This window comes from Pseudonocardia benzenivorans CB1190, assembly GCF_000196675.2.
Taxonomy (GTDB): Bacteria; Actinomycetota; Actinomycetes; order Mycobacteriales; family Pseudonocardiaceae; genus Pseudonocardia; species Pseudonocardia benzenivorans.
This window is the reverse complement of the sequence record NC_015312.1, coordinates 3,398,221-3,419,751: the sequence shown is the minus strand read 5'-3', so window position 1 is coordinate 3,419,751 and position 21,531 is coordinate 3,398,221. Positions and strand designations below refer to the sequence as shown.

At 74.1% G+C, this 21,531-nt stretch carries 23 protein-coding genes and 1 pseudogene; 14 read left to right on the top strand and 10 right to left on the bottom strand.

Annotated elements, in window-relative coordinates; genetic code table 11:
- Positions 1 to 74 precede the first annotated feature (74 nt).
- The 3 genes from PSED_RS16130 to fdxA all read right to left on the bottom strand — a co-directional run bounded on the left by PSED_RS16130 (position 75) and on the right by fdxA (position 2,213).
- Positions 75 to 968: a helix-turn-helix domain-containing protein gene (locus PSED_RS16130; protein ID WP_013675318.1), complete on the bottom strand. Its 894-nt coding sequence runs from the start codon at positions 966 to 968 to the stop codon at positions 75 to 77.
- Between the two features lie 224 nt (positions 969 to 1,192).
- The gene (locus PSED_RS16125) at positions 1,193 to 1,858 is read right to left on the bottom strand and encodes a helix-turn-helix transcriptional regulator (protein ID WP_013675317.1); all 666 of its coding nucleotides are present in this window, start codon (positions 1,856 to 1,858) and stop codon (positions 1,193 to 1,195) included.
- On the bottom strand, positions 1,851 to 2,213 hold the full coding sequence (gene fdxA, locus PSED_RS16120; protein WP_013675316.1) for a ferredoxin: 363 nt from the start codon (positions 2,211 to 2,213) through the stop codon (positions 1,851 to 1,853). Before fdxA ends, PSED_RS16125 begins: the two co-directional genes overlap by 8 nt.
- A gap of 145 nt (positions 2,214 to 2,358) precedes the next feature.
- On the opposite strand from fdxA, the gene PSED_RS16115 reads away from it, so the two are divergent.
- From PSED_RS16115 to PSED_RS16100, 4 genes are all read left to right on the top strand, one after another.
- A complete protein-coding gene (locus tag PSED_RS16115) occupies positions 2,359 to 3,102 on the top strand; it encodes a DUF2249 domain-containing protein (RefSeq protein WP_013675315.1) in 744 nt (247 codons plus the stop codon).
- 909 nt (positions 3,103 to 4,011) lie between these two features.
- Complete coding sequence (locus tag PSED_RS16110; protein WP_013675313.1) at positions 4,012 to 4,401, top strand: hypothetical protein; 390 nt, start codon at positions 4,012 to 4,014, stop codon at positions 4,399 to 4,401.
- A gap of 488 nt (positions 4,402 to 4,889) precedes the next feature.
- Positions 4,890 to 5,534, top strand: a complete 645-nt coding sequence (locus tag PSED_RS16105; RefSeq protein ID WP_049803425.1) for a flavin-dependent monooxygenase — start codon at positions 4,890 to 4,892, stop codon at positions 5,532 to 5,534.
- Positions 5,531 to 5,818, top strand: coding sequence for a flavin-dependent monooxygenase (locus tag PSED_RS16100; protein ID WP_049803424.1), 288 nt, complete (start codon positions 5,531 to 5,533; stop codon positions 5,816 to 5,818). The genes PSED_RS16105 and PSED_RS16100 overlap by 4 nt, the downstream gene beginning before the upstream one ends.
- A 16-nt stretch (positions 5,819 to 5,834) precedes the next feature.
- On the opposite strand, the gene PSED_RS16095 is transcribed toward PSED_RS16100, so the two are convergent.
- The 3 genes and pseudogenes from PSED_RS16095 to PSED_RS16090 all read right to left on the bottom strand — a co-directional run bounded on the left by PSED_RS16095 (position 5,835) and on the right by PSED_RS16090 (position 8,142).
- Entirely contained in the window at positions 5,835 to 6,164 is a 330-nt protein-coding gene (locus tag PSED_RS16095) for a class I adenylate-forming enzyme family protein (RefSeq protein ID WP_041759713.1), read from the bottom strand.
- Positions 6,165 to 6,229: 65 nt separating this feature from the next.
- Positions 6,230 to 6,409: pseudogene (locus PSED_RS35660) on the bottom strand (AMP-binding protein); the annotation flags it as partial.
- Between the two features lie 290 nt (positions 6,410 to 6,699).
- Positions 6,700 to 8,142, bottom strand: coding sequence for an FAD-binding oxidoreductase (locus tag PSED_RS16090; RefSeq protein ID WP_013675312.1), 1,443 nt, complete (start codon positions 8,140 to 8,142; stop codon positions 6,700 to 6,702).
- A gap of 237 nt (positions 8,143 to 8,379) precedes the next feature.
- Here PSED_RS16090 and PSED_RS16085 point away from each other — a divergent pair, with 237 nt between their 5' ends.
- Positions 8,380 to 9,606 (top strand): flavin-dependent oxidoreductase, encoded by a 1,227-nt coding sequence (locus PSED_RS16085; protein ID WP_013675311.1) that lies wholly within the window; start codon positions 8,380 to 8,382, stop codon positions 9,604 to 9,606.
- Between the two features lies 1 nt (position 9,607).
- Here PSED_RS16085 and PSED_RS16080 read toward each other — a convergent pair whose 3' ends face one another.
- Positions 9,608 to 10,084, bottom strand: a complete 477-nt coding sequence (locus PSED_RS16080) for a cupin domain-containing protein (protein ID WP_013675310.1) — start codon at positions 10,082 to 10,084, stop codon at positions 9,608 to 9,610.
- Between the two features lie 252 nt (positions 10,085 to 10,336).
- Here PSED_RS16080 and PSED_RS16075 point away from each other — a divergent pair, with 252 nt between their 5' ends.
- The 9 genes from PSED_RS16075 (at position 10,337) to atzF (ending at position 19,798) form a co-directional block, all read left to right on the top strand.
- The gene (locus tag PSED_RS16075; RefSeq protein WP_013675309.1) at positions 10,337 to 11,368 is read left to right on the top strand and encodes an isopenicillin N synthase family dioxygenase; all 1,032 of its coding nucleotides are present in this window, start codon (positions 10,337 to 10,339) and stop codon (positions 11,366 to 11,368) included.
- Positions 11,365 to 12,909 carry a sugar ABC transporter ATP-binding protein gene (locus PSED_RS16070; protein WP_013675308.1) on the top strand — a complete coding sequence of 515 codons (1,545 nt, stop codon included), beginning with the start codon at positions 11,365 to 11,367 and terminating at the stop codon, positions 12,907 to 12,909. The genes PSED_RS16075 and PSED_RS16070 overlap by 4 nt, the downstream gene beginning before the upstream one ends.
- Positions 12,906 to 14,006, top strand: a complete 1,101-nt coding sequence (locus PSED_RS16065; protein ID WP_013675307.1) for an ABC transporter permease — start codon at positions 12,906 to 12,908, stop codon at positions 14,004 to 14,006. Before PSED_RS16070 ends, PSED_RS16065 begins: the two co-directional genes overlap by 4 nt.
- 81 nt (positions 14,007 to 14,087) lie before the next feature.
- Positions 14,088 to 15,158, top strand: a complete 1,071-nt coding sequence (locus PSED_RS16060) for a sugar ABC transporter substrate-binding protein (RefSeq protein WP_013675306.1) — start codon at positions 14,088 to 14,090, stop codon at positions 15,156 to 15,158.
- A 40-nt stretch (positions 15,159 to 15,198) separates the two neighbouring features.
- Complete coding sequence (atzD, locus tag PSED_RS16055) at positions 15,199 to 16,233, top strand: cyanuric acid amidohydrolase (RefSeq protein ID WP_013675305.1); 1,035 nt, start codon at positions 15,199 to 15,201, stop codon at positions 16,231 to 16,233.
- On the top strand, positions 16,230 to 16,979 hold the full coding sequence (locus tag PSED_RS16050; RefSeq protein WP_013675304.1) for a GntR family transcriptional regulator: 750 nt from the start codon (positions 16,230 to 16,232) through the stop codon (positions 16,977 to 16,979). The genes atzD and PSED_RS16050 overlap by 4 nt, the downstream gene beginning before the upstream one ends.
- Positions 16,979 to 17,686 (top strand): biuret amidohydrolase, encoded by a 708-nt coding sequence (gene biuH, locus PSED_RS16045; RefSeq protein ID WP_013675303.1) that lies wholly within the window; start codon positions 16,979 to 16,981, stop codon positions 17,684 to 17,686. The genes PSED_RS16050 and biuH overlap by 1 nt, the downstream gene beginning before the upstream one ends.
- Positions 17,683 to 18,090, top strand: coding sequence for an AtzH-like domain-containing protein (locus PSED_RS16040; RefSeq protein WP_013675302.1), 408 nt, complete (start codon positions 17,683 to 17,685; stop codon positions 18,088 to 18,090). Before biuH ends, PSED_RS16040 begins: the two co-directional genes overlap by 4 nt.
- Positions 18,083 to 19,798, top strand: coding sequence for an allophanate hydrolase (atzF, locus tag PSED_RS16035; RefSeq protein WP_013675301.1), 1,716 nt, complete (start codon positions 18,083 to 18,085; stop codon positions 19,796 to 19,798). The genes PSED_RS16040 and atzF overlap by 8 nt, the downstream gene beginning before the upstream one ends.
- A 129-nt stretch (positions 19,799 to 19,927) precedes the next feature.
- On the opposite strand, the gene PSED_RS16030 is transcribed toward atzF, so the two are convergent.
- Genes PSED_RS16030 through PSED_RS16020 form a run of 3 tightly spaced genes read right to left on the bottom strand, consistent with a single transcriptional unit; the run spans position 19,928 to position 21,408 of the window.
- Positions 19,928 to 20,773 carry a universal stress protein gene (locus PSED_RS16030; protein WP_013675300.1) on the bottom strand — a complete coding sequence of 282 codons (846 nt, stop codon included), beginning with the start codon at positions 20,771 to 20,773 and terminating at the stop codon, positions 19,928 to 19,930.
- A 4-nt stretch (positions 20,774 to 20,777) separates the two neighbouring features.
- On the bottom strand, positions 20,778 to 20,936 hold the full coding sequence (locus PSED_RS16025) for a hypothetical protein (protein ID WP_013675299.1): 159 nt from the start codon (positions 20,934 to 20,936) through the stop codon (positions 20,778 to 20,780).
- Between the two features lie 49 nt (positions 20,937 to 20,985).
- A complete protein-coding gene (locus tag PSED_RS16020) occupies positions 20,986 to 21,408 on the bottom strand; it encodes a hypothetical protein (protein WP_013675298.1) in 423 nt (140 codons plus the stop codon).
- Positions 21,409 to 21,531: the final 123 nt, after the last annotated feature.

The following is a 21,531-nucleotide window of genomic DNA, read 5'->3' as shown; positions in this document are numbered from 1 at the left end:
GCGCGGCCGGCGTTCCACGACGGGCTCGCCGCGACCCGGCCGGCCGCGTCGCGCAGAGCGGGGCGCCCTGGCTGTCAGCCGCGCAGGGCGGCCGCGAGCCACTCGAACGCCGGTGCGGCAGGCTGCCGGGCGGGCCACCCGTTGAGCACACCGAGCAGCACCCAGTAGCGCTCGACCCGACGGTCGGTGAACGTCTCGAGCCGGCCCGCGAGCGCGAGGCGCCCGGCCCGGTCGAGCCCGCCCGCGCCGACGCGGGCGAGTACCTCCTCGGCCGCCGCACTGCCCGCCACCACGCCCGCGGCGAGCGCCGCGCCGCAGTGCTCCACCACCAGTGCCGCGTCCGGCCCGGGGTCCTCGGGCACGGTCTGCGACGAGCCGACGACGGCCATCTCGCGCACCCGGGCACGGAAGGACTCGTCGCCGACGAGCTCGGCCAGCTGCACCCAGGCCTCGACCTGCTCGGTCGTCGGATCGTCGGGCAGCTCGGCGGGCAGACTGCGCATGGCGGTCGCGATGCCCGATCCGGGCGCGTCGGGATCCGTGCCGGCGAAGGTCGCGTCCACGAACTCGTCGATCAGCTGCTGCCGCTGCGCGGCGGACAGTGTGGCCAGGTCGTTCATCAGTGCCATCTCCCTCTCTGTGTGGTCGCCGCGCGCGAGCAGCGTGCAGATCGCACGCTGGGTCCGTAACGCGCGGATGCGGTCGTCGATCGCGCGGACGTGGGCGGCGGCGACCTCGTCGACGCCGCGGGTGCGGTCGAGCACCGCACGCACGGCATCGAGGCCCAGGCCGAGCTCGCGCAACGTGCGGACCAGGTCCAGCCTGGCCACCGCGGACGCGTCGTAGCGCCGGTAGCCGGCTGCCGAGCGGTCCGTCTCGGGCAGCACGCCCTCGTCGGACCAGAAGCGGATCGTGCGGGCGGACACGCCCGAGCGGCGCGCGAGCTCCCCGATGGTCAGGCCGGTCATGACGGGAAGCCTGAACCTTCCAGTGGGTGGAAGGTCAAGCCCGATCCGCAGCGGCGCCGTCGGTACCCCCGACGCCGGGCGTCCGGGTCGTCCTCGAGGACGTGGTGGTCGTGCGGCGCGAGCGACGGGGCCGCCGGACCGGGACCCACGAGCGAACGGGCCCGGTCGTGTCCCGGTTCGCCGATCCCGACCGCAGAGACACCGGAGATCGGGTGCGGCGGGCGCTACCTCCCGGGCGGAGCGAGATGAGCCAGGCAGGCGCCGGGTTCCTCGAAGGGCACCAGGCTCGTGACCGAGACCGGAGCCTTCAGCTCCGCGAGCGCGCCCTGCATCAGGCCCAGATGTACCCGGCAGACCAGATCACGCTGCGGAACGGCGAGCTCGAGGAACGGGCAGTGCCGCAGCCGCACGACGTCCGGCCAGTCGGCCGCGTCCACGCCGTCGGGCCGGGTGTGGACCGGTTCCGGGGCGAAGTCGAGGTCGCCGAGCATCGTGAGGAGCTGGGTCAGGGCTGCGTCCGGGCGAACCGCCCGCGCCGGAGCCGGCCGGGGAGCCAGGTAGGCGCCCCAGGCACGGCCCGCGGTCGTCGCCTCGTCGGCCGCATCCTCACCGCGGAGCTCGAGGTGGCTCAGCAGGATCTCCGCGAGCAACTGGTAGCGGCGGGCGGTGCCGCGGGCCTGTCCGGGCCGGGCCCGGTAGGTGTGGCGCGGGCGGCCGCGCCCGGCGGGAGCACCCGTCGCGCAGTCGAGCACACCGTCGGCGACCAGCGCGTCGAGGTGGAACCGTGCCGTGTTCGGGTGGATGCCGGCCGCGCGCGCGACCTCGCCCACCTCGACCGGTTCGAGGGCCTGCTGCACGATCTCCAGGATCTGCTCGCGGCGCTCACTCATCGGCCGCGGCCTCCGCCGGGTGCTCGGACAGGCCGCTCACCAGTACGGTGTCGGCCGCGAGGGGCCCCAGCTTCGCGGCCCCGCCCGGGCTGCCGAGCGGGGCGGCGCGCCCGGGAAGGGCCGTCGTGAAGAAGGCGGCGTTGTCCTCGAGGTGGGCAGCCCAGCGGTCGGGCAGGTCGTCCTCGTAGAAGATCGCCTCGACAGGGCACACCGGTTCGCAGGCCCCGCAGTCGACGCACTCGTCAGGATGGATGTAGAGGGACCGTCCGCCCTCGTAGATGCAGTCGACCGGGCACTCGTCGACACATGCCCGGTCCTTGACGTCGACACACGGCAGCGCGATCACGTAGGTCACAGGTCTCCTCCTCGCGACGTGCCCCATTAGACACGAAAAACTCTTGTAAAAATAGTTTCCTGTTGGTGGACTTCCTGGTGATGCCACCGGCGCACATCGACCGTCCGGGAACCGACAGCCGGAGGCGGGCAGACAGGAGCGCGACATGTCGTCAGCAACCGATATCCACATCCTGGGCACCGAAGACGACCCGGCACGGCGAGCACAGACGCTGCTCCTCGACCGCGACGCGGAGATGCTCGCCGACCTGGCGGCGAAGGTCGAGCTCGCCACCGGGTTCGGCCTCCCGTTGGCACGCAGGGAGGAGACCCAGGACTCACTGGTCGAGTTCTGCTCGTCCCGGCTGCGCCGGCACATGGAGGCGACCGATCGCGTCCTCTACGCGGTCGCCGCCGGTGCCGAGGAGACCCGGCTGCTCGTGCGGTCCCTGCGGCTGCAGCACGAGATGATCCGGAGTCGCGTCGCCCGCCTCGGCCGGGCGGACACGGCCGACGAGCTGAACGAGGCCGCCCATGCCGGGCTGACGCTGCTGCGGTGCTGCGCCGAGATCGAACGCCTCCTCCTGTTGCCGGCACTCGCCGAGCTGCCGGGAGTCGATCTCGCGGACCTGGCCGAGGACGTGGTCACTCTCCTGACGTGGGGGCACCTCGAGATTCCCGAGGTGCTCGACGTCCGCGAAATCCCCCACGGACGACGCCACCCCCGCATCTTCGGCATCTATGCCCGCCTCGCACCCGGAGAGTCGTTCGTCCTGGTCAACAACCACGATCCGAAGCCGCTGCACCGACAGTTCCAGGCCACCTATCCGGACCAGTTCGACTGGACCTACCTGGAATCCGGTCCCGCGCGGTGGCGTGTCCGGATCACCAGAACACTCCCGGAGGCCTGACCCTCCGTGAGGCCCCATCCCCGAACCGGGTCCCCGGGACCGAGCGCGTCCCCAGAAACGACCGGGTGCCGGCCATCCGCACGTCGAGGTCCTCGGACGGCACCGAGGCCCGCGACAGCGCGCGGTAGGCGTCCTGCACCGGAGGTACCTGCCCGCGGTGCCGGCCGCCGGCGTGGTCGTCGCTCACATCTACCGCGAAGAGGACCGCGCCGGTCCCCCGCGTCCGCGACACCGCCGTCCCGACGACTCGTGGATGCGGCAGCCGGGCTGCCCGAGCTCGGCAGTCCCACCACCGACCATGCCCGCGACGAGCCGCGGCGGGCAGGTCGCGGGTCCGCAACCTCGGCCGGGTCCGCGTTCCACCACTCGGTAGATCTCGCGCATCGTCCGCTCGGTCGGGGGCGCGCCGCGACGCGGGCCCGCCGGTAGGTAGGAGCGAGCCGGTCGGCGAGCTCGCCGCCGACGGCCTGGCCGGCTGCCGTCGGTGCGTCGTGCACGCCACCGTCTTCGGCCGCCGACTCTCGGCAGCGTACAGCGCGAGCCGCCCGGCCGATCCGGACGGCCACACCGCTCCCATAGCCCTGCCACCGCTGCGACGTTGCCGGGCTTCGGCAGGCAAGGCGCGGATTGTCGGTACGTCATCGCCCGTGCGCCGGCGCCGGTTCCGGGGCACCGTGGACGACGTCCAGGTCGGCTACTCCCGCATGCAACCCGACGCCCGACTCCGACGCGAGGCGCCGGGCCGCGACGCACGAAAGGAAACCCTCGTGACGGCCCAACGGCTGCCCCGGCTCGACCCCGACACGAACGGTCGCGTCGTGCGCGATCCTGGGACGGCTCGCGACCTGCCCGCAGCGGGGCGGCACAGCAGCCGGCCCACCCGGTTCGCGGCCGGCTGGAGGGCATGAGGTGGCAGTGATCCCGGCGCTGCTGCGGCTGCGCCTCGCCGTTCATGCCGACCTCGCGCACGCCGAGGCCGTCGCACTCGCCGCGATCGCGATCCACGTGCCGGCGAGCCTGGAACTCGACCTCATCCCTGCGCCCGACGCCCGTCCCGGGGTCGGCACGGGGTCGATGCGTGTCTGGACGTACTCGCTGCGGCTGCGCGCAGGATCGTTGCGGTCGGACGTCGGGCCGGAACAGCTCGTCGACGCCGCGGGGCATGCAGCCGACCAGGCTCTGCTCGCCGAGTACGGCGCACCCGCCGCGGCAAGCGCGGTACCGGTCCGCCCCGCCGGGCAACTCGCGATGTGCCGGCGCGCCGCGGTCGGGATCCCGGCCCGTCCCGGCATCGGCTGATCCGCCACCCCTGGTCCGCCCGCCAGCAGCAGGCGCCGCGGAGAGCGTGACGGCCACGGCGACACCGAGGACGGCGGCCAGCAGGAGCCGGACGAGCCACATCGGCATGCCGCTCCCCCTCTCCACGGTCCTCGACGTCCACCGGCCGGGTCGTGGTGCTCAGGTCGGGACGTGGGTGTCGGCGCCGCCATCGGGTCCAGCACCCGATCTCGGGCGCGCCCGTTCCCGTAGCCGGTCGCGCGGTCGCCCCCGAGGGCGCGACCGGCGTCAGGGCTCGACCAGCCCGGCCCTGATCGCGCACCTCGCCAGGTCCAGCCTGTGATGAACAGCGTCTCGGCGATCTCCTTCGACGAGTGGTCGGGATCGCCGTACAGCAGGCCACGGGGTTCGTCCGGAGCGATCCGGCAGCGCCCCCGCCGGTGCCGGGATCTCGCTGTTCAGCAACGGACTTCGCGCGTTGGACCAGGTCGAGCCCGGCGACGCGGTACGTGCGCTCGGCACACCTGGCCGTCCCGTCCGGGCTGCGCACGCCCGACGGGCGCTGGCTGCTCGGCGCCGCCGACGACACCGGACCGGAGTTCGTCGTCGTCCACCGCGCCGAGCTGCACCGCATCCTCACCACCGCCGCCCCGCCGGTTCGTCCGGCCACCGTCACGCGGGTCGACACGCCCGTCCACTCGGCGACGGTCGTGACCGACACCGGTGAGACCACCGAGTTCGACCTCGTGATCGGCGCCGACGGCGTCGGCAGTGCGATCAGACGTACCTGGCCGGAGGACCCCGGCATCCGCTATGCGGGCTACACCGACTGGCGCGGCGTGACCGACGGTCCGTTCGAGACCCCCGCGGCCGGGGAGACGCTCGGGCGTGGCGGGCGGTTCGGGATCGCCCCGATGCCCGACGGGCGCGTCTACTGGTACGCCACCGCGTCGGCACCGGCCGACTGGCGGGTGCCCGACGAGCGGGCCGAGCTGATCCGCCGGTTCGGTGGCCGGCACGAGCCGATCCCCGCGCTGGTGCACGCCGCCGCGCGGATGCCGTCCGCCGCAACGACATCCTCGACCTGGCCGCGCCGCTGTCCACACTGGTCCACGGCCGGGTCGCGCTCGGGGGCGACGCCGCGCACGCGATGACGCCCGACCTCGGGCAGGGCGGCAACCAGGCGCTGGAGGACGCCGTCACCCTCGCCGCGCTCGTGGCCCGCGAACCGGGGATCGACGCCGCGCTGGCCCGCTACGACACGACGCGGCGAGCACGAACGGCCAAGATCGCCCGCCGCTCACGGCAGATCGGCAGTGTCGCCCAGGCGCGCGGCCGGCTGACGGGGGTCGCCCGGGACACCGTGCTCCGCCTGACGCCCGCGACCCGGGTGGCCCGCGCCGCCGACCGGCTGCAGGCCTGGTGCCCGCCGTCCTGACCGCGCCGACGCCGCCTCACGCGCAGCCGGTGAGCGCCGCGGCCCGGATCGCGGGACGGTCCGGCTTGCCCTGCTCGGTGAGGGGGACACGGTCGACGGGCAGGACGTGCAGCGACCCCGCCACCTCCGGCCCGTGCGCGGCGGACACCGCGACACGACACGACTCGCCGTCGACGGTCATGCCCTGCCGAGCCTCGACCGCGGCGATGCGCACGTCCCGCTCCGGGTCGGTGACCAGTACCGCGTACCGCACCGACGGCAGCCGGCACAGCGTGTCCTGCAGGTCCACCGTGGCGACCCCGTCCGGCGCGCCGATGTCGGACTCGCGGCCGAGCACCCGCAGCATGCCCTCGGCGTCGAGCTCGCCGAGGTCCCCGGTGCGGTACCAGCCGTCGGCGTCGACAGGAACACCGCGCCGGCCCCGATCACGTGGGCCGCGTACCGCACGGCGAGCGCCTCCGGGCGGTTCGGGGCCAGCAGCGCGACGAGGTCACCGCGGCCGACGCCGAGGCGGTCGAGTGCCCGCGCCGTCCGCCGGATCGTGGCCAGCAGCTCGGAGCCGGTGGTGTCGACGTCGTCGCGGCGCAGCACGGCCCGCTCCCCCGCCGCCTCGAGCACGGCGACGAGGTCCTCGATGTACACGGTCACGGTGTCCTCCCGATGTCGGTGGCGACACCGTCGCAGGCGCGGCTCCAACTCCGGTCCAACCCGCGCGACCGCGGCTCGTCGGTACGCATCCGCTCGACGACGCCGGACGCCTCACCCCGTTGCAGCGGGAGGCGCTCGACAGGACGCGCGTCGGATCCCCCCCGCGGGCGGCTCCGGGACGTGCGGCGCCGCGGCCGGCGCACGGTGGCGCCGGCCGCGGCGGTGCGGCGTCGTCAGCCGGGGGTCGGGATGATGTTGTTGTTCATCTGGAAGAAGTTGTCCGGGTCGAGGTCGGCCTTGATCCGGCCGAGGCGACGCAGGTTGCGGCCGAACGCGGTGTCGGTGCCGGCCTGCAGGGGCTCGTCCTGCCTACCGGTGAAGTTCAGGAACACCCGGCCGTTGCCGTACTTCGTCATCTCCTCCCAGGCCGACCGGCCCCACGCGATCGCGGCCTCGTCCTGCTCCGGGTCGCTCCACATCGTGTCGAACGAGACCATCCACGGCGAGGTCCGTTCGGCGAACGCGGTGGCCTCCGGGTCCACGGCGTGTACGGCGCCGCCCAGCCGGAACGTGTTGACCAGGGTGATCGGACCGGGCCGGTCCGCCGCGCGCCGGGCGAGGGTGTCGATCGCGTCGTCGGAGAGCTCGTCGAGGTACTGGGACTTCCAGTAGGCCCGCAGCGCGCCCCGGGGGAAGAAGGGGTCGAACGAGGCCTGGACGACCGCGTAGGGCATCGGCTGGGACAGGTCGAACAACGGTGTGCCGAGCTCGCGCAGTGGCTGCAGCACCCGCATCCCCTCGTCCGGGTCGGGTCCGCAGTGGACCGCGGCGACGATCGCGACGGGCCGGTCGTGGATGATTTCGGGCATGCCGGGGGCCGCCGGGAAGGTCATCGTCACGACGAACGTGGTGACCTCGTCCGGTGCGGCGGCGGCGTACTCGCGCCAGCTGCGCTCGACCGTGCCGAGGTCCTCCAGGGGGTACATGACGCCGGCGAACGCGACGATCGGGCCGACCGGGTGCAGCCGAAACGTGAAGGAGGTGACGACGCCGAAGTTGCCGCCGCCGCCGCGGATCGCCCAGAACAGGTCGGCGTCGTCGGTCTCGGACGCGGTCCGCACGCTGCCGTCGGCACACACCACCTGTGCCTCGACGAGGTTGTCGCAGGACAGGCCGTACTTCGCGTTCAGGTGGCCGTAGCCGCCGCCCAGCGTCAACCCGGCGACCCCGGTCTCGGACACCCGCCCGAGCGGTGTCGCCAGTCCGAAGGCCTGGGTCTCCCGGTCGACGTCGCCGAGGAGCGCCCCGCCCTGCACCCTCGCCAGCCTGCGCTGCGGGTCGACCATCACGCCGCGCATGCCCGACAGGTCGATCAGCAGGCCGTCGGGGACGCTCGACAGCCCCGCGACGGAGTGGCCGCCCGCCCGGACGCCGACCAGCAGCCCCCGTTCGCGGGCGAAGCGCACCGCCTCGACGACGTCCGCGGTCCCGGTGCACCGCGCCGTCAGCGCGGCGGGGTCGCCGTACATGGCGTTCCACTCCGGGCACGGCTCGGGCGCACCCGGGTCGGTGCCGCCGAGCACGACGGTCCCGCGCAGGGCCGCGTCGAGCTCGTCGAGAACGTCGTCGGACAGGTGCTCGCGGGCACCGTCGGCCCGCAGGAGCGTGACGGTCATGGCGCACCTCTCAACCCGGCCGCCCCGTGGGCGGCCGCGTGACGTGCCGATCGCGGAAGCGAGCGGGTGGATGAAGGCACGGCCGTGGGCGGGCCAGGCTACCGTTCCCGGCACCGGGCCGAACGGGCCGATCGGCCCGGTTGTGCGGCGGCCCGCTGCGCCGGACGACGGCACAACCGGGTGGTGTGCGGTGACCGTCCCGGTCCATCCTGGGGTGATCGGGCACGGGGGGCCGACATGAGGGTCGTCATCGCGGGAGCCGGGATCGGTGGGCTGACCACCGCCCTGCGCCTGCACCGGGAAGGGATCGACTGCGACGTCTACGAGCAGGGCGAGCAGCTGCGCGAGCTCGGGGTCGGGATCAACGTGCTGCCGCACGCGGTCAAGGAGCTCGCGGCGCTGGGCCTGCTCGACCGGCTGGACGCGGTGGCGATCCGGACCACCGAGCTGTCCTACCGGCACCGGTTGGGGCAGGAGATCCTGCGCAGGCCCTGCGGGCTCGACGCGGGGTTCGCCCTTCCGCAGTTCTCGCTGCACCGGGGCCGGCTGCAGGGGGTGCTGCTGCGGGCGGTGCGCGAGCGGCTCGGTGCCGACGCGGTCCGGACCGGGCACCGGGTGGTCGGCGTCGAGCAGGACGCGGACGGGGTGCGGCTGCGGTTCGCCGGCCGGTCCGACGAGGCGGGCGGTGACGTCCTCGTCGCCGCCGACGGGATCCACTCGACGGTGCGGTCGCTGCTGTTCCCCGACGAGGGCCCGCCGCGGTGGAACGGCGTCATGATGTGGCGCGGCGCCACCGACTGGCCGGAGTTCGGGGCGGGCCGGTCCATGCTCGTAGCCGGCGGGACCGCGGCGAAGCTGGTCGTCTACCCGATCGGCGAAGGCCTGCGGCCGGGCACGAAGCTCACCAACTGGGCCATCTGCATCCGCACCGGCCGACCGGGTGACCCCCCGCCGGACCGGCAGGACTGGTCGCGCCCGGCCGACCGGGCCGACCTGGAACGGCACGTCGACCGCTTCCGCCTCCCGCACGTCGACCACGTCGGTCTCGTCCGGGCGACCCGCGAGGCCTTCGAGTTCCCCATGTGCGACCGCGACCCGCTGCCCCGCTGGACGCACGGGCGGGTGACCCTGCTCGGCGACGCCGCCCACCCGATGTACCCGATGGGCTCCAACGGCGCGGGCCAGGCCGTCCTCGACGCGGCCGCCCTGGGCGCGTGCCTCACCGGGCACGCCGACCCGCAGCGGGCACTCGCGGCGTACGAGGACGAACAGCTGGCCGCCACCGCCGAGGTGGTCCTGCGCAACCGGGTGGGCGGGCCGGAAGGCGTCATCGACGAGGTCGAGCGGCGCGCGCCCGACGGCTTCTCCCGGCTGGAGGACGTGATCGACGCCGCCGAGCTCGAGGCCGTCGTGACCGCCTACGCGCAGCTGACCGGCGCCTCCGCCGAGCAGGTCAACCGCTGACTCAGGCCCCCTCCACCGAGCCGGGCGGCAGGAACTGCACGTCGCACTCGGCGGACAGGCGCACCACCTCGTCCGGGTCGGTGAGGTCGTGGAGCTTGTCGAACAGCTCGGCGAGCCGGCCGGCCGGGCTCACCCAGAACAGCGCGCGGGTCGGTGCCTCGCCGCGGTTGTAGTAGGCGTGCGGGAGGTTGCGCGGCATCCGGACGGTGTCCCCGGGACCTGCCGTCTCCCACTGCCCGTCGAGGTAGAGGGTGAACACCCCGTCGAGGACGTAGATGTGCTCGTCCTGGGTGGGGTGCACGTGCGGTGGCACGCCGGTGCCGGGCGGGTCGAAGGTCTCGAACGCGAAGCTCGACTCACTGGCCGCCTTCATGAGGTAGGTGTGCCCGAGCACGTTCCACACCCGCTTCTGCATGCCCTCCTTCGCGAGCGTGATGCCCTTGGGCAGTGGGCCGAGCACGATCTCGTCGCCGAACATGACGCCTCCTGACGGCTGGTTCGCTGTCCGCTTGACACTGCGCACCCCGACTCCCCGCACTCTGCGCCATGGGGCCGCGGATGTACATGCGGACGCGAGCGGCCGGCCGCGTCCGCCCAACCGAAACGTAACGCGGCGCAACGTGCCGGCAACACCACGACACCCCTCGCGAAACACCCCGCCGCAACTCTCGTATCCGAAGTTCGTATACGAGATCGCCTCACCGCGAGTACCCGCGAAGGAGTGTCCACCATGACGGCGCACCCGCCCGGCACGACGGAAGACCCCACGGTCGTCGGAGGATTCGTTCCGGTCGTCGACGTCGACGGCCGTGACGGATCGCCCGCGCGCCGCCGCGAGATCGCCCGGGCCATCGACACCGCATGCCGCGAGTCCGGGTTCTTCGGGATCGTCGGGCACGGCGTGGATCTCTCGCTGATCCAGCGCATGCACGACGTCACCGTCGACCTCTTCTCCACCCCCGACGCGGAGAAGGCGGCCCTGCTGGTCCCCCCGGACGACCCGACGCTGCGCGGCATCTTCGCCCGCGCCGGTTCGGTCTCCGCCGCCGAGGACATCACGACCTCGCCGGACCTCTGCGAGCTGTTCACGATGAACCAGCTCGGCGAACCGGGTGTCGCCGAGGTCGCCGGCCTGGGTGACGCCTACGACGTCTGGTCGCGGCCCAACGTCTGGCCCGAGCGGCCGGCGGGGTTCAAGGAGACCTGGCTCGAGTACTACCGGCAGGTCTCCGACCTCTCCGCCGACCTCATGCGGCTCTGCGCCCTCGGGCTCGGGCTCGACGAGGAGTTCTTCACCCCCTTCGTCGACATCCACAGCTCGAACCTCACCGCGAACTGGTACCCGCCGGTCGACACCGACCCGCTGCCCGACCAGTACCGCAAGGGCCCGCACAGCGACTGGGGCACGCTGACGATCCTCTACCAGGACAACTGCGGCGGTCTGCAGGTCTTCGACAAGGCGGGCGACTGGATCGACGTCCCGGTCGTCGAGGGCGGGTTCGTCGTCAACATCGGCGACCTGATGGCCGTCTGGACCAACGACGAGTGGGTCTCCACCAAGCACCGGGTGCTGGCGCCGACCGGTGAGATGGCCCGCAAGCCCCGGGTGTCGCTGGCCTTCTTCCACCAGCCGAACTGGTCGGCCGACATCGAGTGCCTGCCGTCGTGCCAGGGGCCGGGCAAGCCCGCCAAGTACGCACCGACGACGTCGGGCGCCTACCTGCTGCAGAAGATGGAGAGCGCATTCGGATCCGCGGAGTGAGCGACATCCTGCAGCCGGGCGACGCCCACGGGGACGTGCTGCGGCTCGACCGCGTCACGAAGTCGTTCCCCGGGGTCCGTGCCCTGCGCGACGCGAGCTTCACGGTGGCCTCCGGCGAGGTGCACGCGCTGCTCGGCGAGAACGGAGCCGGCAAGTCGACGCTGATGAAGATCGCCTGCGGCGCACTGGCGCCCGACGCCGGCACCGTCCACATCGGCGGCGTCGCACTCGGCCGGCACACCCCGCAGGCGGCGCGGGCGCTGGGGCTGCGGGTCCTGCACCAGGAGCGCCAGATCGCGGCGCACCTGTCGGTCGCGGAGAACGTCCTGCTCGACCGGGTGCCCACCGGTCCGCTCGGGCTCGTCGGCAGGCGACGCACGGAGCGGGCCGCCCGCGCACTGCTCGACGAGCTGGGCATCGGCCTCGACCCGGGGCGCTCGGCGGCGGACCTGAACGCCGCCGAGGCGCAGCTCGTCGCGCTCGCGCGGGCCCTGTCCGCCGGCGCGACGGTGCTGGTCCTCGACGAGCCGACGGCGTCGCTGCAGGGCGACGAGGTGCGCGTGCTGTTCGACATCGTGCGCACGCTCGCCGGGCGCGGGGTGGGGATCGTGTTCATCTCCCACCACCTCGACGAGGTCTACGCGATCGCCGATCGCGTCACGGTGATGCGCGACGGGGCCGTCGCCGGCACGGTCCCCGCGGCCGGCACCCGCCCCGACCAGCTCACCGCCATGATCTTCGGCCAGTCCGTGGACGTGTCGCGGGCCGCGGTCCGCGCGGGCCTGCCCGTCGTCGTGCGCGGCGAGCCGCTGGTCGAGGTCGAGAACATCCACCTCGGCCGGACCGTCAACGGCGTGAGCCTGACGATGCACGCCGGCGAGGTCGTCGCGCTCACCGGTCCACTCGGCAGCGGCGCGTCCGAGGTGGCGCAGCTCGTCGCGGGTGCCCGCGGGCCGTCGGCCGGCCGGATCACCCACGCGACCGGTGCCGCGCGGACCCGCCCGCCCCGGACGCGGCGCGACCACGCGAGGTGCGGCGTGGCGTTCCTGCCGGCCGATCGCAAGCACGCGGGGGTGCTGCTGGAGCACTCGGTCACCGAGAACGTCGCGCTGGGCGACCGGGCGACGTCACGGCGTGTCCTGCTCCGGCGGCGCGAGGACCGGCGCCGGGCCGCCGAGCAGGTCCACCGGCTCGGCATCCGCGTCGCCGACGTCCGGCAGCGGGTGCAGACGCTCTCGGGCGGCAACCAGCAGAAGGTCGTCCTCGGCCGCTGGTTGGCGGTGCGCAGCAGGGTGCTCGTGCTCGACGAACCGACCGCCGGCGTCGACGTCGCGGCGAAGGTCGAGATCTACCGGCTGCTGCTGGCCGCCGCGGCCGACGGCGCCGCCGTCCTCATCGTCTCCTCCGACTTCGAGGAGATCCACGCACTCGCCGACCGGGTCCTGGTGGTGTGCGACGGCCGCGTCGTCGCCGAGCTCCCGGGCCACGAGGCCGACCCGCACCGGGTCATGCAGATCGAGATGGAGGGGCGGTCGGCATGACGGTCTCGGAAGAGCAGGTCACCGCAGGAGCACTCGCCGAGCCGCCCGCCGGTCCGCGCAGGTCGATCCTGACGCGGCGGGGCGGGCCGAACGACCTCCTGCGGTCGGCGCTGCCGCTGGTCGTCGTGATCATCGCGTTGTCGCTCTTCACGAACTCGCACAACGCGTCGTTCCTCACCGGCGACAACATCGACAACATCCTGGTGCAGAGCGCGGTGCTGGGCATCCTGGTGGTCGGGCAGACGTTCCTGATCATCGGCGGCGAGGTCGACCTGTCGGTCGGCAGCATGGTGTCGTTCACCAGCGTGCTCGGGGCCTGGATGTACACCCACGGCTGGTCGCCGGTGGTCGTCGCGGTGACGCTGCTGGTCGTCGGTACGGGGGTCGGGCTCCTGTGGGGCCTGCTGGTCGCCCACGTGGGCGTTCCCTCGTTCATCCTCACGGTCGGCGGGCTGGGCTTCTTCTCGTCGCTGGCGCTGATCCTGTCGCAGAACCGGCCGATCAGCGTGGCCAGCGTGCTGGGCAACCTCGGTTTCGCGACGTGGCTGGGCCTGCCCGCGCTCGCGGTGATCTTCCTCGCCGTCTGCGTGGTCGGTGCCGTCGTCCTGCACTCCACCCGGTTCGGCAGGCAGGTGTTCGCGGTGGGCTCCTCCGAGCAGACCGCCTTCCTCGCGGGCCTGCCCACCAAGCGGATCAAGGTGACGCTCTTCGTCGTCAACGGCCTGCTGGTCGGGCTGGCCGGCATCGTCCAGCTCGCGCGGCTCAGCGCGGGCGACCCCACCTCCGGCGCCGGGCTGGAGCTGTCCTGCATCGCCGCCGTGGTGCTCGGCGGAGCCGCCCTCACCGGCGGCCGTGGCTCGATGATCGGCGGGCTGCTCGGGACGCTGCTGTTCGGCGTCATCTCGGCCTCGCTGGTGTTCCTGAACATCGGCGGGTCGTGGAAGGACTTCGTCACCGGCGCCGTCCTGATCTTCGCCGTCACGATGGCCGCCGCGTCGTACAAGCGCGGCAGGCGCAGCACCGACACGGCGCGCACGAGACGGAGGTTGCTGTCCCCCGCGACCGGAAACAGCACGACGCGTACACCGCGCCGCTGACACCGCGCCGCGCAGCGGCGACCCGCACGCTCCCCGTCCTCGCGACGACCGAGGCACCACCCCACCCCGAAGGAGTTCGTCATGCCCATTCCCGGCCGCCGCACCGCGGGCCCGTCCGCTCTGCTCGCCGCCTCCCTCGAGCGCCGCAGGTTCCTGCGGCTCGGCGCCGCGGGCACCGCGCTGGGCGCGCTCGGGCTGACCGGCCTGGTCCAGGCCTGCGGTTCCCCGGACGGCCCGTCGACGGCGACCGGCAGCGGAGGCGGCGGCACGAAGGTCATCGGCATCTCGCTCAACGTCGCGAACGCCTACTCCTCCTACGTCGCCGAGGGCGTCTACCAGGCGCTGAAGGGCGGCGGCTACGACGCGCGGATCGCGGTCAACAACGCCAACAGCACCACGGAGCTCACGAGCATCCAGAACCTCGTGTCCGCGGGGATCGCCGGGCTCGTCGTCCTGCCGGTCAACGCCGACACCGCGGCCAACGCCGCCAAGCTGTGCGCGGGCAAGGGCATACCCTGCGGTATCGCCCAGTGGCCGACGAAGACCGCCGACGCTCCCGCCACGGCGATCGCCTGGGCCGACTGGACCCAGAAGGGCCGGGACATGGGCGAGTACATCAAGGCCCACGCCAGACCCGGGAAGCTGATCGTCGTCCAGGCGATCCTCGGTCAGCAGTACACCGAGCTCATCGACGCCGGCCTCGACGAGTCGCTCGCCGGCAGCGGCTTCACCGTCGCCGTGCGCGAGCAGGGCTTCTACGACCGCACGAAGGCCACGAACATCGTGCAGAGCGGCCTGCAGGCCCACCCGGACGCCACCGGGATCCTCACCTACGCCGCCTCCATGGGCGACGGCGTCGCGCAGTACCTGCAGTCGATCAAGAAGTCCGACGTCGTGCACGTCAGCAGCGACTGCGACGAGGAGATGCTGACCTGGCTCAGGACGCCCTACCTCGCGGCGACGTCGTTCCACTCCGCCGCGCAGAGCGGCCTGCTCGTCGCGCAGGCCGTGCGCACCAAGATCGAAGGAGGGTCACCGACCTTCCTCAACGAGTTGACATTGGCGACCGCCACGGGCGACAACATCGGTGACGTCATCGCCACGACGCCGTTCGAGTACCCGGAGTTCGCCGGAAAGGTGACCGTTCAGTGACCGCAGTACCCCAGCTCCGCCGGCAGTCGGACGTGTCGCGGTGACCGTCGTCGACATCGTCAAGCGCACGACCAGCAGCCCCGACGACACCGCACTCGTGAAGACCCTCGCCGACGCCGGCTACTCGACCGCGGACGTGGTGGCGCTCGTCGCGAAGACCGAGGGCAACGGCTGCGTCAACGACTTCAGCCGCACGCTGGCCGACCACACCTGGGACGCCGTGCTGCCCGCCGACGCCGTCACGGTGTTCTCGGGTGGGACCGAGGGCGTGCTGAGCCCCCACGCCTCCGCGTTCGTCGGCACCGACCGGCCCGCGGCCCCCGAGGGCGCGCTCGTCGCCGCCGTCGGCCGCACCGCGTCGATCCCGATCGCCGACCTCGGGCGCGCCGGACAGGTCCGGGCCGTCGCCGCCCGCGTCCGCGAGCTCTGTGCGGACGCCGCGCTCGAGCCGGGCGACGTCCACCTCGTCCTGGTCAAGTGCCCCCTGCTGACGACGGAGTCGATCAGCCGCTGCCTCGCCGACGGCGTCGAGCCCGCGACCCGTGACACGCTGCGTTCCATGGCGATGTCGCGGGCGGCGAGCGCGCTCGGTGTCGCCGTCGCACTCGGTGAGATCAGCGAGCCGGACGCGGCGGCGGCGCTGCGGGGCGAGGCCGACGTCTGGTCGTCGGTGGCGTCGATCAGCTCCGGCGCCGAGCTCGACGACTGCCACATCCTCGTCCTCGGGAACTCACCCGCGGCGCACGGTCCGCTGCGCGCCGTGCACGGTGTCATGCGCGACGCGATGGACGCCCGGACGGTCCTCGACCTGCTCGACCGGGTCAGCGCCGACGGGGGTGAGGTCGTGCAGGTCCTCGCGAAGGCCGAGGCCGACCCGTCGGGCTCGATCCGCGGCAGGCGCCACACCATGCTCACCGACTCCGACCTGTCCTCGACCCGGCACGCCCGCGCGGCCGTCGGGGGGCTGCTGGCAGGTCTCGTCGGCGACAGCGCCATCTACGTGTCCGGTGGCGCGGAGCACCAGGGCCCGCCCGGTGGCGGTCCGGTCACCGTCGTCTACCGGGTCGCGTCGTGATCGGGGACCGGCCTGCGGCGCCGCCGGCGGAGCCGGACGCGACGCACTCCCCCAAGCCGCTGCGCGACCTGATCGCCGACTCGATCCGCGAGCAGGTGATCACCGGTGCGATCAAGCCCGGACGGCGCATCCGCGAGGACGAGATCGCCCAGGATCACGGGGTGTCCCGGGTACCCGTGCGGGAGGCGCTGCAGAAGCTGGAGAGCGAGGGCTACCTGACCCTCACCCGGTACCGGGGCGCGACGGTGACCATGCCCTCGGCCGAGCGGGCCCTGCAGGCCATGGAGGTCCGGCGGGGGCTGGAGGTCATGGCCGCGCGGCTCGCGGCCCGCGCCCGCGGCGGGCCCGCCGCGGCCCAGCTGGTGCGGCTGGTCGAACGCGGCAGCCGGGCGGTCGACGAACGCCGCTACAAGGCCATCCCCGAGCTGGTCTCCCGGTTCCACGAGCTCGTCGCCGTGGCCAGCGGGAACCCCGAGATCGTCCAGATCCTCGCGCTCTACCGCGGCAAGGTGGACTGGATGTTCTCCGTCGACCTCGAGGACCGCGCGGAGGGCTCGTGGGACGACCACGCCGCGATCCTCGAGGCCATCCTCGCCGGCGACGAGGAGCTCGCCGGCAGGCGGATGGACGAGCACACCAGCAAGGACGAGGACGCGTGCCGCAGGCACGTGCACCAGGAGGGCACGGCCGCACCGGCGGCCGGCCGCCGGGCCCGCAGCACCAGGACGTCGACGGGAGGCCGATGATGACGACGCCGCACCAGATCGTTGCCGATCCCTACACCTGGCCCTACGACGGCGCGCTCGACGTCGCCCGCACGGCGCTGCTGTGCATCGACTGGCAGACCGACTTCTGCGGGCCCGGCGGCTACGTCGACGCGATGGGCTACGACCTGCAGCTGACCCGGGCCGGGCTGGCCCCGACGGTCGCCGTGCTGGAGGCGGCGCGCCGGGCCGGCATGCAGGTCGTCCACACCCGGGAAGGGCATGTGCCCGACCTGTCGGACTGCCCGCCGAACAAGCTCTGGCGGTCCCGCAGCATCGGCGCCGGCATCGGCGACCCCGGGCCGTGCGGCCGGATCCTGGTCCGCGGGGAGCCGGGCTGGGAGATCGTGCCGGAGGTCGCCCCCGTCGCCGGCGAGTGGGTGATCGACAAGCCCGGCAAGGGCGCCTTCTACGCCACCGACCTCGACCTGCGGCTGCGGACCGCGGGGATCACCCACCTGATCCTCACCGGCATCACCACCGACGTGTGCGTCCACACGACGATGCGCGAGGCCAACGACCGCGGGTACGAGTGCCTGCTGCTGCGCGACTGCACCGGCGCGACCGACGTCGGCAACTACGCCGCGGCCCTGCACATGGTCACGATGCAGGGCGGGGTCTTCGGGGCGGTCGCCGCCTCGGCCGACCTGCTCGCCGTGCTGGACCCGGCCGCGGACGGACCCGCGTGATCGGGACGGCCGACGTGGGCGACCCGGCCGTCACCAGCGAGGTGCTGGCCGTCTTCGAACGCTACGAGGACGCGCTGGTCGCCGGTGACGCGGCGACGCTCGACGCGATGTTCTGGGACAGCCCCGACACGATCCGGTTCGGTGTCGCCGACCGCCAGCGCGGGTTCGGCGAGCTGGCCGCCTGGCGGGCGACGCAGGGGCCACTGCCGGGCCGCGAACGCCGGCAGACCCACGTCGCGACGTTCGGGGCAGATCTCGCCGTGGTCACGACCCTGTTCTCCTATCCGGGGCGCCCTTTCGAGGGCAGGCAGTCCCAGACCTGGGTCCGGCTGGCCGAAGGGTGGCGCATCGTGTCGGCGCACGTGTCGGAGACGCCGGTCCCGCCGGATGCGCTCGATGGGTGAGGTCGTCGACCGGGCGCTGCGGGCGTTGAAGGCCGCCCACGGCGGCCCGCCGGAGGTCTGGATCACGCTGCGCGACGAGGACGCCGTCGTCCGCAGCGCCACCGAGGTGGAACGACGGGTGGCCGACGGGCAGCGGCTGCCGCTCGCGGGCATGACCGTCGCGGTGAAGGACAACATCGACGTCGCCGGCGTCGAGACGACGGCGGGGTGCCCGGCCTACGCGTACCTGCCCGCCGGCGACGCCCCCGCCGTGGCAGGGCTGGTCGCGGCCGGCGCCGTGGTGATCGGCAAGACGAACCTCGACCAGTTCGCCACGGGACTCGTCGGGACCCGGTCCCCGTACGGGGTCGTCCGCAACGCCGTCGACCCGCGGTACGTGTCGGGCGGCTCGAGCTCCGGGTCGGCCGTGGCGGTGGCCCTCGACCAGGTCGACGTGGCGCTCGGCACCGACACCGCGGGATCGGGCCGGGTGCCGGCGGCGTTCAACGGCATCGTCGGGCTCAAGCCCACCCGCGGGCTGCTCAGCACCCACGGGGTCGTCCCGGCCTGCGCCTCGCTCGACTGCGTGTCGGTCTTCGCCCGCTCCGTGCCCACCGCGCACGCCGCCGCCGTGGCCGCGTGGGCGGGCGACCCGTCCGCGGCCGATCCGGGGCGCCGGCCGCCGGCCCGGCCGCCGGGCCGCGTCCGCACCGTCGGCGTCCCGGACCCGGCCGAGCTCGACCTGTCCGACGAGTACCGCCCGGCGTGGGAGGCCACGGTCGAGCGGCTGCGGGCCGGCGGGGTCACCCTGCGGCCGCTCGCCATGGCCGACCTGCTCGCCGCCGGTGCCCTGCTGTACGAGGGCGGCCTGGTCGCGGAACGCTACGCCGCAGTCGGCGCCTTCCTGGCCGCCCACCCCCACGAGGTGGACCCGACGGTGCGCGCGATCATCGGCTCGGCCGCCGAGGTCCCGGCGCACCGGCTGGCCGCGGACCTGCACCGGCTGGTCGAGCTGCGGCGGCGGACCGCCGAGCAGTTCCGGAGGTTCGACGCGTTCGTGCTGCCCGCGACCCCGCTGCACCCGCTGATCGAGGAGGTGGCGGCGGATCCGGTGGGGGTCAACCAGCGGCTGGGAACCTACAACAACTTCTGCAACCTGCTCGACCTGTGCGCCCTCACCCTGCCGGCGGGACGCACCTCCGCCGGGCTGCCGTTCGGGGTGACCGTCTACGCCGGCGCGTTCGCCGACGCGGCGCTCGTGGAGTTCGGCAGCGCGTTCACCGGGGACGCGCCGGGTCCCTATCCCGTCCCGCCGCGCCCGCTGGGGACCCCGGACACGCCGCACCGGGTCGCGGTGGCCGGCGCGCACCTGCGGGGGCAGCCGCTGAACGGGCAGCTGCTGCAGCTCGGTGCCCGGTTCCTCGAGCAGACCACGACGGCGCCGAAGTACCGGCTCTACGCCCTGCCCACGGAACCCGCCAAGCCGGGACTGGTGGCGACCGACGACGGGGACGGCGTCGCCGTGGAGGTCGAGGTGTGGGCCATGAGCGACGCCGGCTTCGCGGACCTGGTCGCGAGCGTGCCGCCGCCGTTGGCGATCGGGCGCGTCGAGACCGCCGCGGGTGACGCGCTGCCCGGGTTCGTGTGCCAGGCCGGGCAGCGTCGCGGCGCCGACGACATCAGCGCGTACGGCGGATGGCGGGCGTACCTGCGGGGCGACCAGGGCTGAGGGCAGGGGCGACGCCGGGGCCGCACGCTCCACGCGGCCCGGCGCGCACGCGGCGGGCCGGACGCGGTCACGCCGACGTCGTGGCCGCCGCCGGTCCGTGCCGGGCCGCCGTTTCCGCGGCGGTCGCCGTCACCCCGCGGACGTGCGCACGACCGCCACCGGGCAGTGCGCCGTCCGCAGCAGGCTCCGGCACAGCCGGCCCGCCGGGCCGCCGAGGCTGCGGCGTCGCGGCTGCACCCCGACGACGAGCAGTGCCGCCCCCGAGGACGCGGTGACCAGCGCCGACTCGGCGTCGGCGGGATCGGCGACGTGCCGGATCGGCACCTGTGGGTCGCCGCCGGCGATGCGGTCGTCGGGTGGGACCGCGACGCAGCCGGCATGCACGACGAGCAGCCCGCTCCCCCGCCGCCGGGCTTCCTCGTAGGCGAAGGCCGTCGCCCGGCGGCCTGCGGCCGAGCCGTCGGCGGGCACCACGACCCCGGCGGTGTCGGCCCCGGCGCGGTCGGTTCGCGGCTCGATCTCGCCGCGGACCACGACGACCGGGCACAGCGCCGTCGCGGCCGTCGCGGCGGCGACCGACCCGAGCACGACGGTCCGCATCGGCCCCCGCCCGCGGGTGCCGACGACGACCAGCCCCGCCCACTCCGACTCCGCGTGCAGCGCCACCGGCGCCGAGCCGCCCCGCACCTGCCGGACGATCTCGACACCGGGCGCCACGTCCGCCGCGACGTCGGCCGCCTCGTCGAGCGACTCGACCGCGGCGCCCGCGATGGCGTCCCGGGCCCGCGACGGGCCGACCTGGTCGAGGCCCATCGGCTGGAAGACCGGCGCGACCGTGGCGATGACCAGCCGCAACGCCCCTCCGCGGCGGACGGCCTCGCGCGCACCCCAGCGGACGGCACGCAGCGCGGGCTCCGTCCCGTCCACCCCCACGACGACGGTCCGACGGATGTAGGCGATCAGCTCGCCCGCCACGACGTCAGAGCCCGTCCAGGACGCCGCGGACCCACGCCGGGGCGCGGTCCTCGGCGGGGGCGTCGCACCCGGAGACGTCGGCGTCGGCGCGCGGCACGTCGGCGCGCGCCCGCGTCCCCGGCGGGCGGCCGAGGGCGCGGTGGCGGACGAGGACGTCGGGCACGTCGTCATCGTGGCCCGTCGTCCCCCGCCGCGCACCCCCCGGACGGCCCTCATCCCGCGCGGCGGTCGAGCGTCTGCCGGACCCCCGGCACGTCGGCGATCATGGCGATGCCGAGCAGCAGGACACCGCACACGACCTGTTCGATCTTCAGCCACACGGGGAAGGCCCCCGGCACGGCCACGACGACGACGATCGCGACGACCATGATCGCGGTGACCAGCCGCAGCCGCAGGAGGGCCCGTCGGGATCCGGCCGCGGCGCGGCGGGCGAACGCGAACGTGAGCACCGCGCTCGCCGCGACGATGACGCCGCGGATCCACACCGCGGGGGTGACGGCAGCGGGGTCGTTGCGCAGCAGCACGATCGCCACCACGCCGGCCACGCTCAGGACCAGGTAGGCGGTCGCGAGGCGGACGGCGGTCCGCCATGCCGGGGTCGGGACGGCACGCTGCGCGGTGAGGTTCTCGCTCATGGTGGGCTCCTGTCGGCCGGGGGCTCTCCCCGTCGGTGACGACCCTGCGCCTCGGCACCGGTCGGCCACATCTGCGCGGAGTTCGATCTCCGCGGCAGGGCCGGGTGCACCCGTGGTCGGAGA

Excerpts from the sequence above, each read along its gene's own strand:
- PSED_RS16130 (WP_013675318.1), bottom strand. The coding sequence starts at position 968 with ATGACCGGCCTGACCATCGGGGAGCTCGCGCGCCGCTCGGGCGTGTCC.
- PSED_RS16020 (WP_013675298.1), bottom strand. The coding sequence starts at position 21,408 with ATGAGCGAGAACCTCACCGCGCAGCGTGCCGTCCCGACCCCGGCATGG.
- PSED_RS16090 (WP_013675312.1), bottom strand. The coding sequence starts at position 8,142 with ATGACCGTCACGCTCCTGCGGGCCGACGGTGCCCGCGAGCACCTGTCC.
- PSED_RS16075 (WP_013675309.1), top strand. The coding sequence starts at position 10,337 with ATGACGGCGCACCCGCCCGGCACGACGGAAGACCCCACGGTCGTCGGA.
- biuH (WP_013675303.1), top strand. The coding sequence starts at position 16,979 with ATGACGACGCCGCACCAGATCGTTGCCGATCCCTACACCTGGCCCTAC.
- PSED_RS16115 (WP_013675315.1), top strand. The coding sequence starts at position 2,359 with ATGTCGTCAGCAACCGATATCCACATCCTGGGCACCGAAGACGACCCG.
- PSED_RS16100 (WP_049803424.1), top strand. The coding sequence starts at position 5,531 with ATGACGCCCGACCTCGGGCAGGGCGGCAACCAGGCGCTGGAGGACGCC.
- PSED_RS16125 (WP_013675317.1), bottom strand. The coding sequence starts at position 1,858 with ATGAGTGAGCGCCGCGAGCAGATCCTGGAGATCGTGCAGCAGGCCCTC.
- PSED_RS16095 (WP_041759713.1), bottom strand. The coding sequence starts at position 6,164 with ATGCTGCGGGTGCTCGGCCGCGAGTCCGACATCGGCGCGCCGGACGGG.
- PSED_RS16060 (WP_013675306.1), top strand. The coding sequence starts at position 14,088 with ATGCCCATTCCCGGCCGCCGCACCGCGGGCCCGTCCGCTCTGCTCGCC.
- PSED_RS16065 (WP_013675307.1), top strand. The coding sequence starts at position 12,906 with ATGACGGTCTCGGAAGAGCAGGTCACCGCAGGAGCACTCGCCGAGCCG.
- PSED_RS16085 (WP_013675311.1), top strand. The coding sequence starts at position 8,380 with ATGAGGGTCGTCATCGCGGGAGCCGGGATCGGTGGGCTGACCACCGCC.
- PSED_RS16080 (WP_013675310.1), bottom strand. The coding sequence starts at position 10,084 with ATGTTCGGCGACGAGATCGTGCTCGGCCCACTGCCCAAGGGCATCACG.
- atzF (WP_013675301.1), top strand. The coding sequence starts at position 18,083 with ATGGGTGAGGTCGTCGACCGGGCGCTGCGGGCGTTGAAGGCCGCCCAC.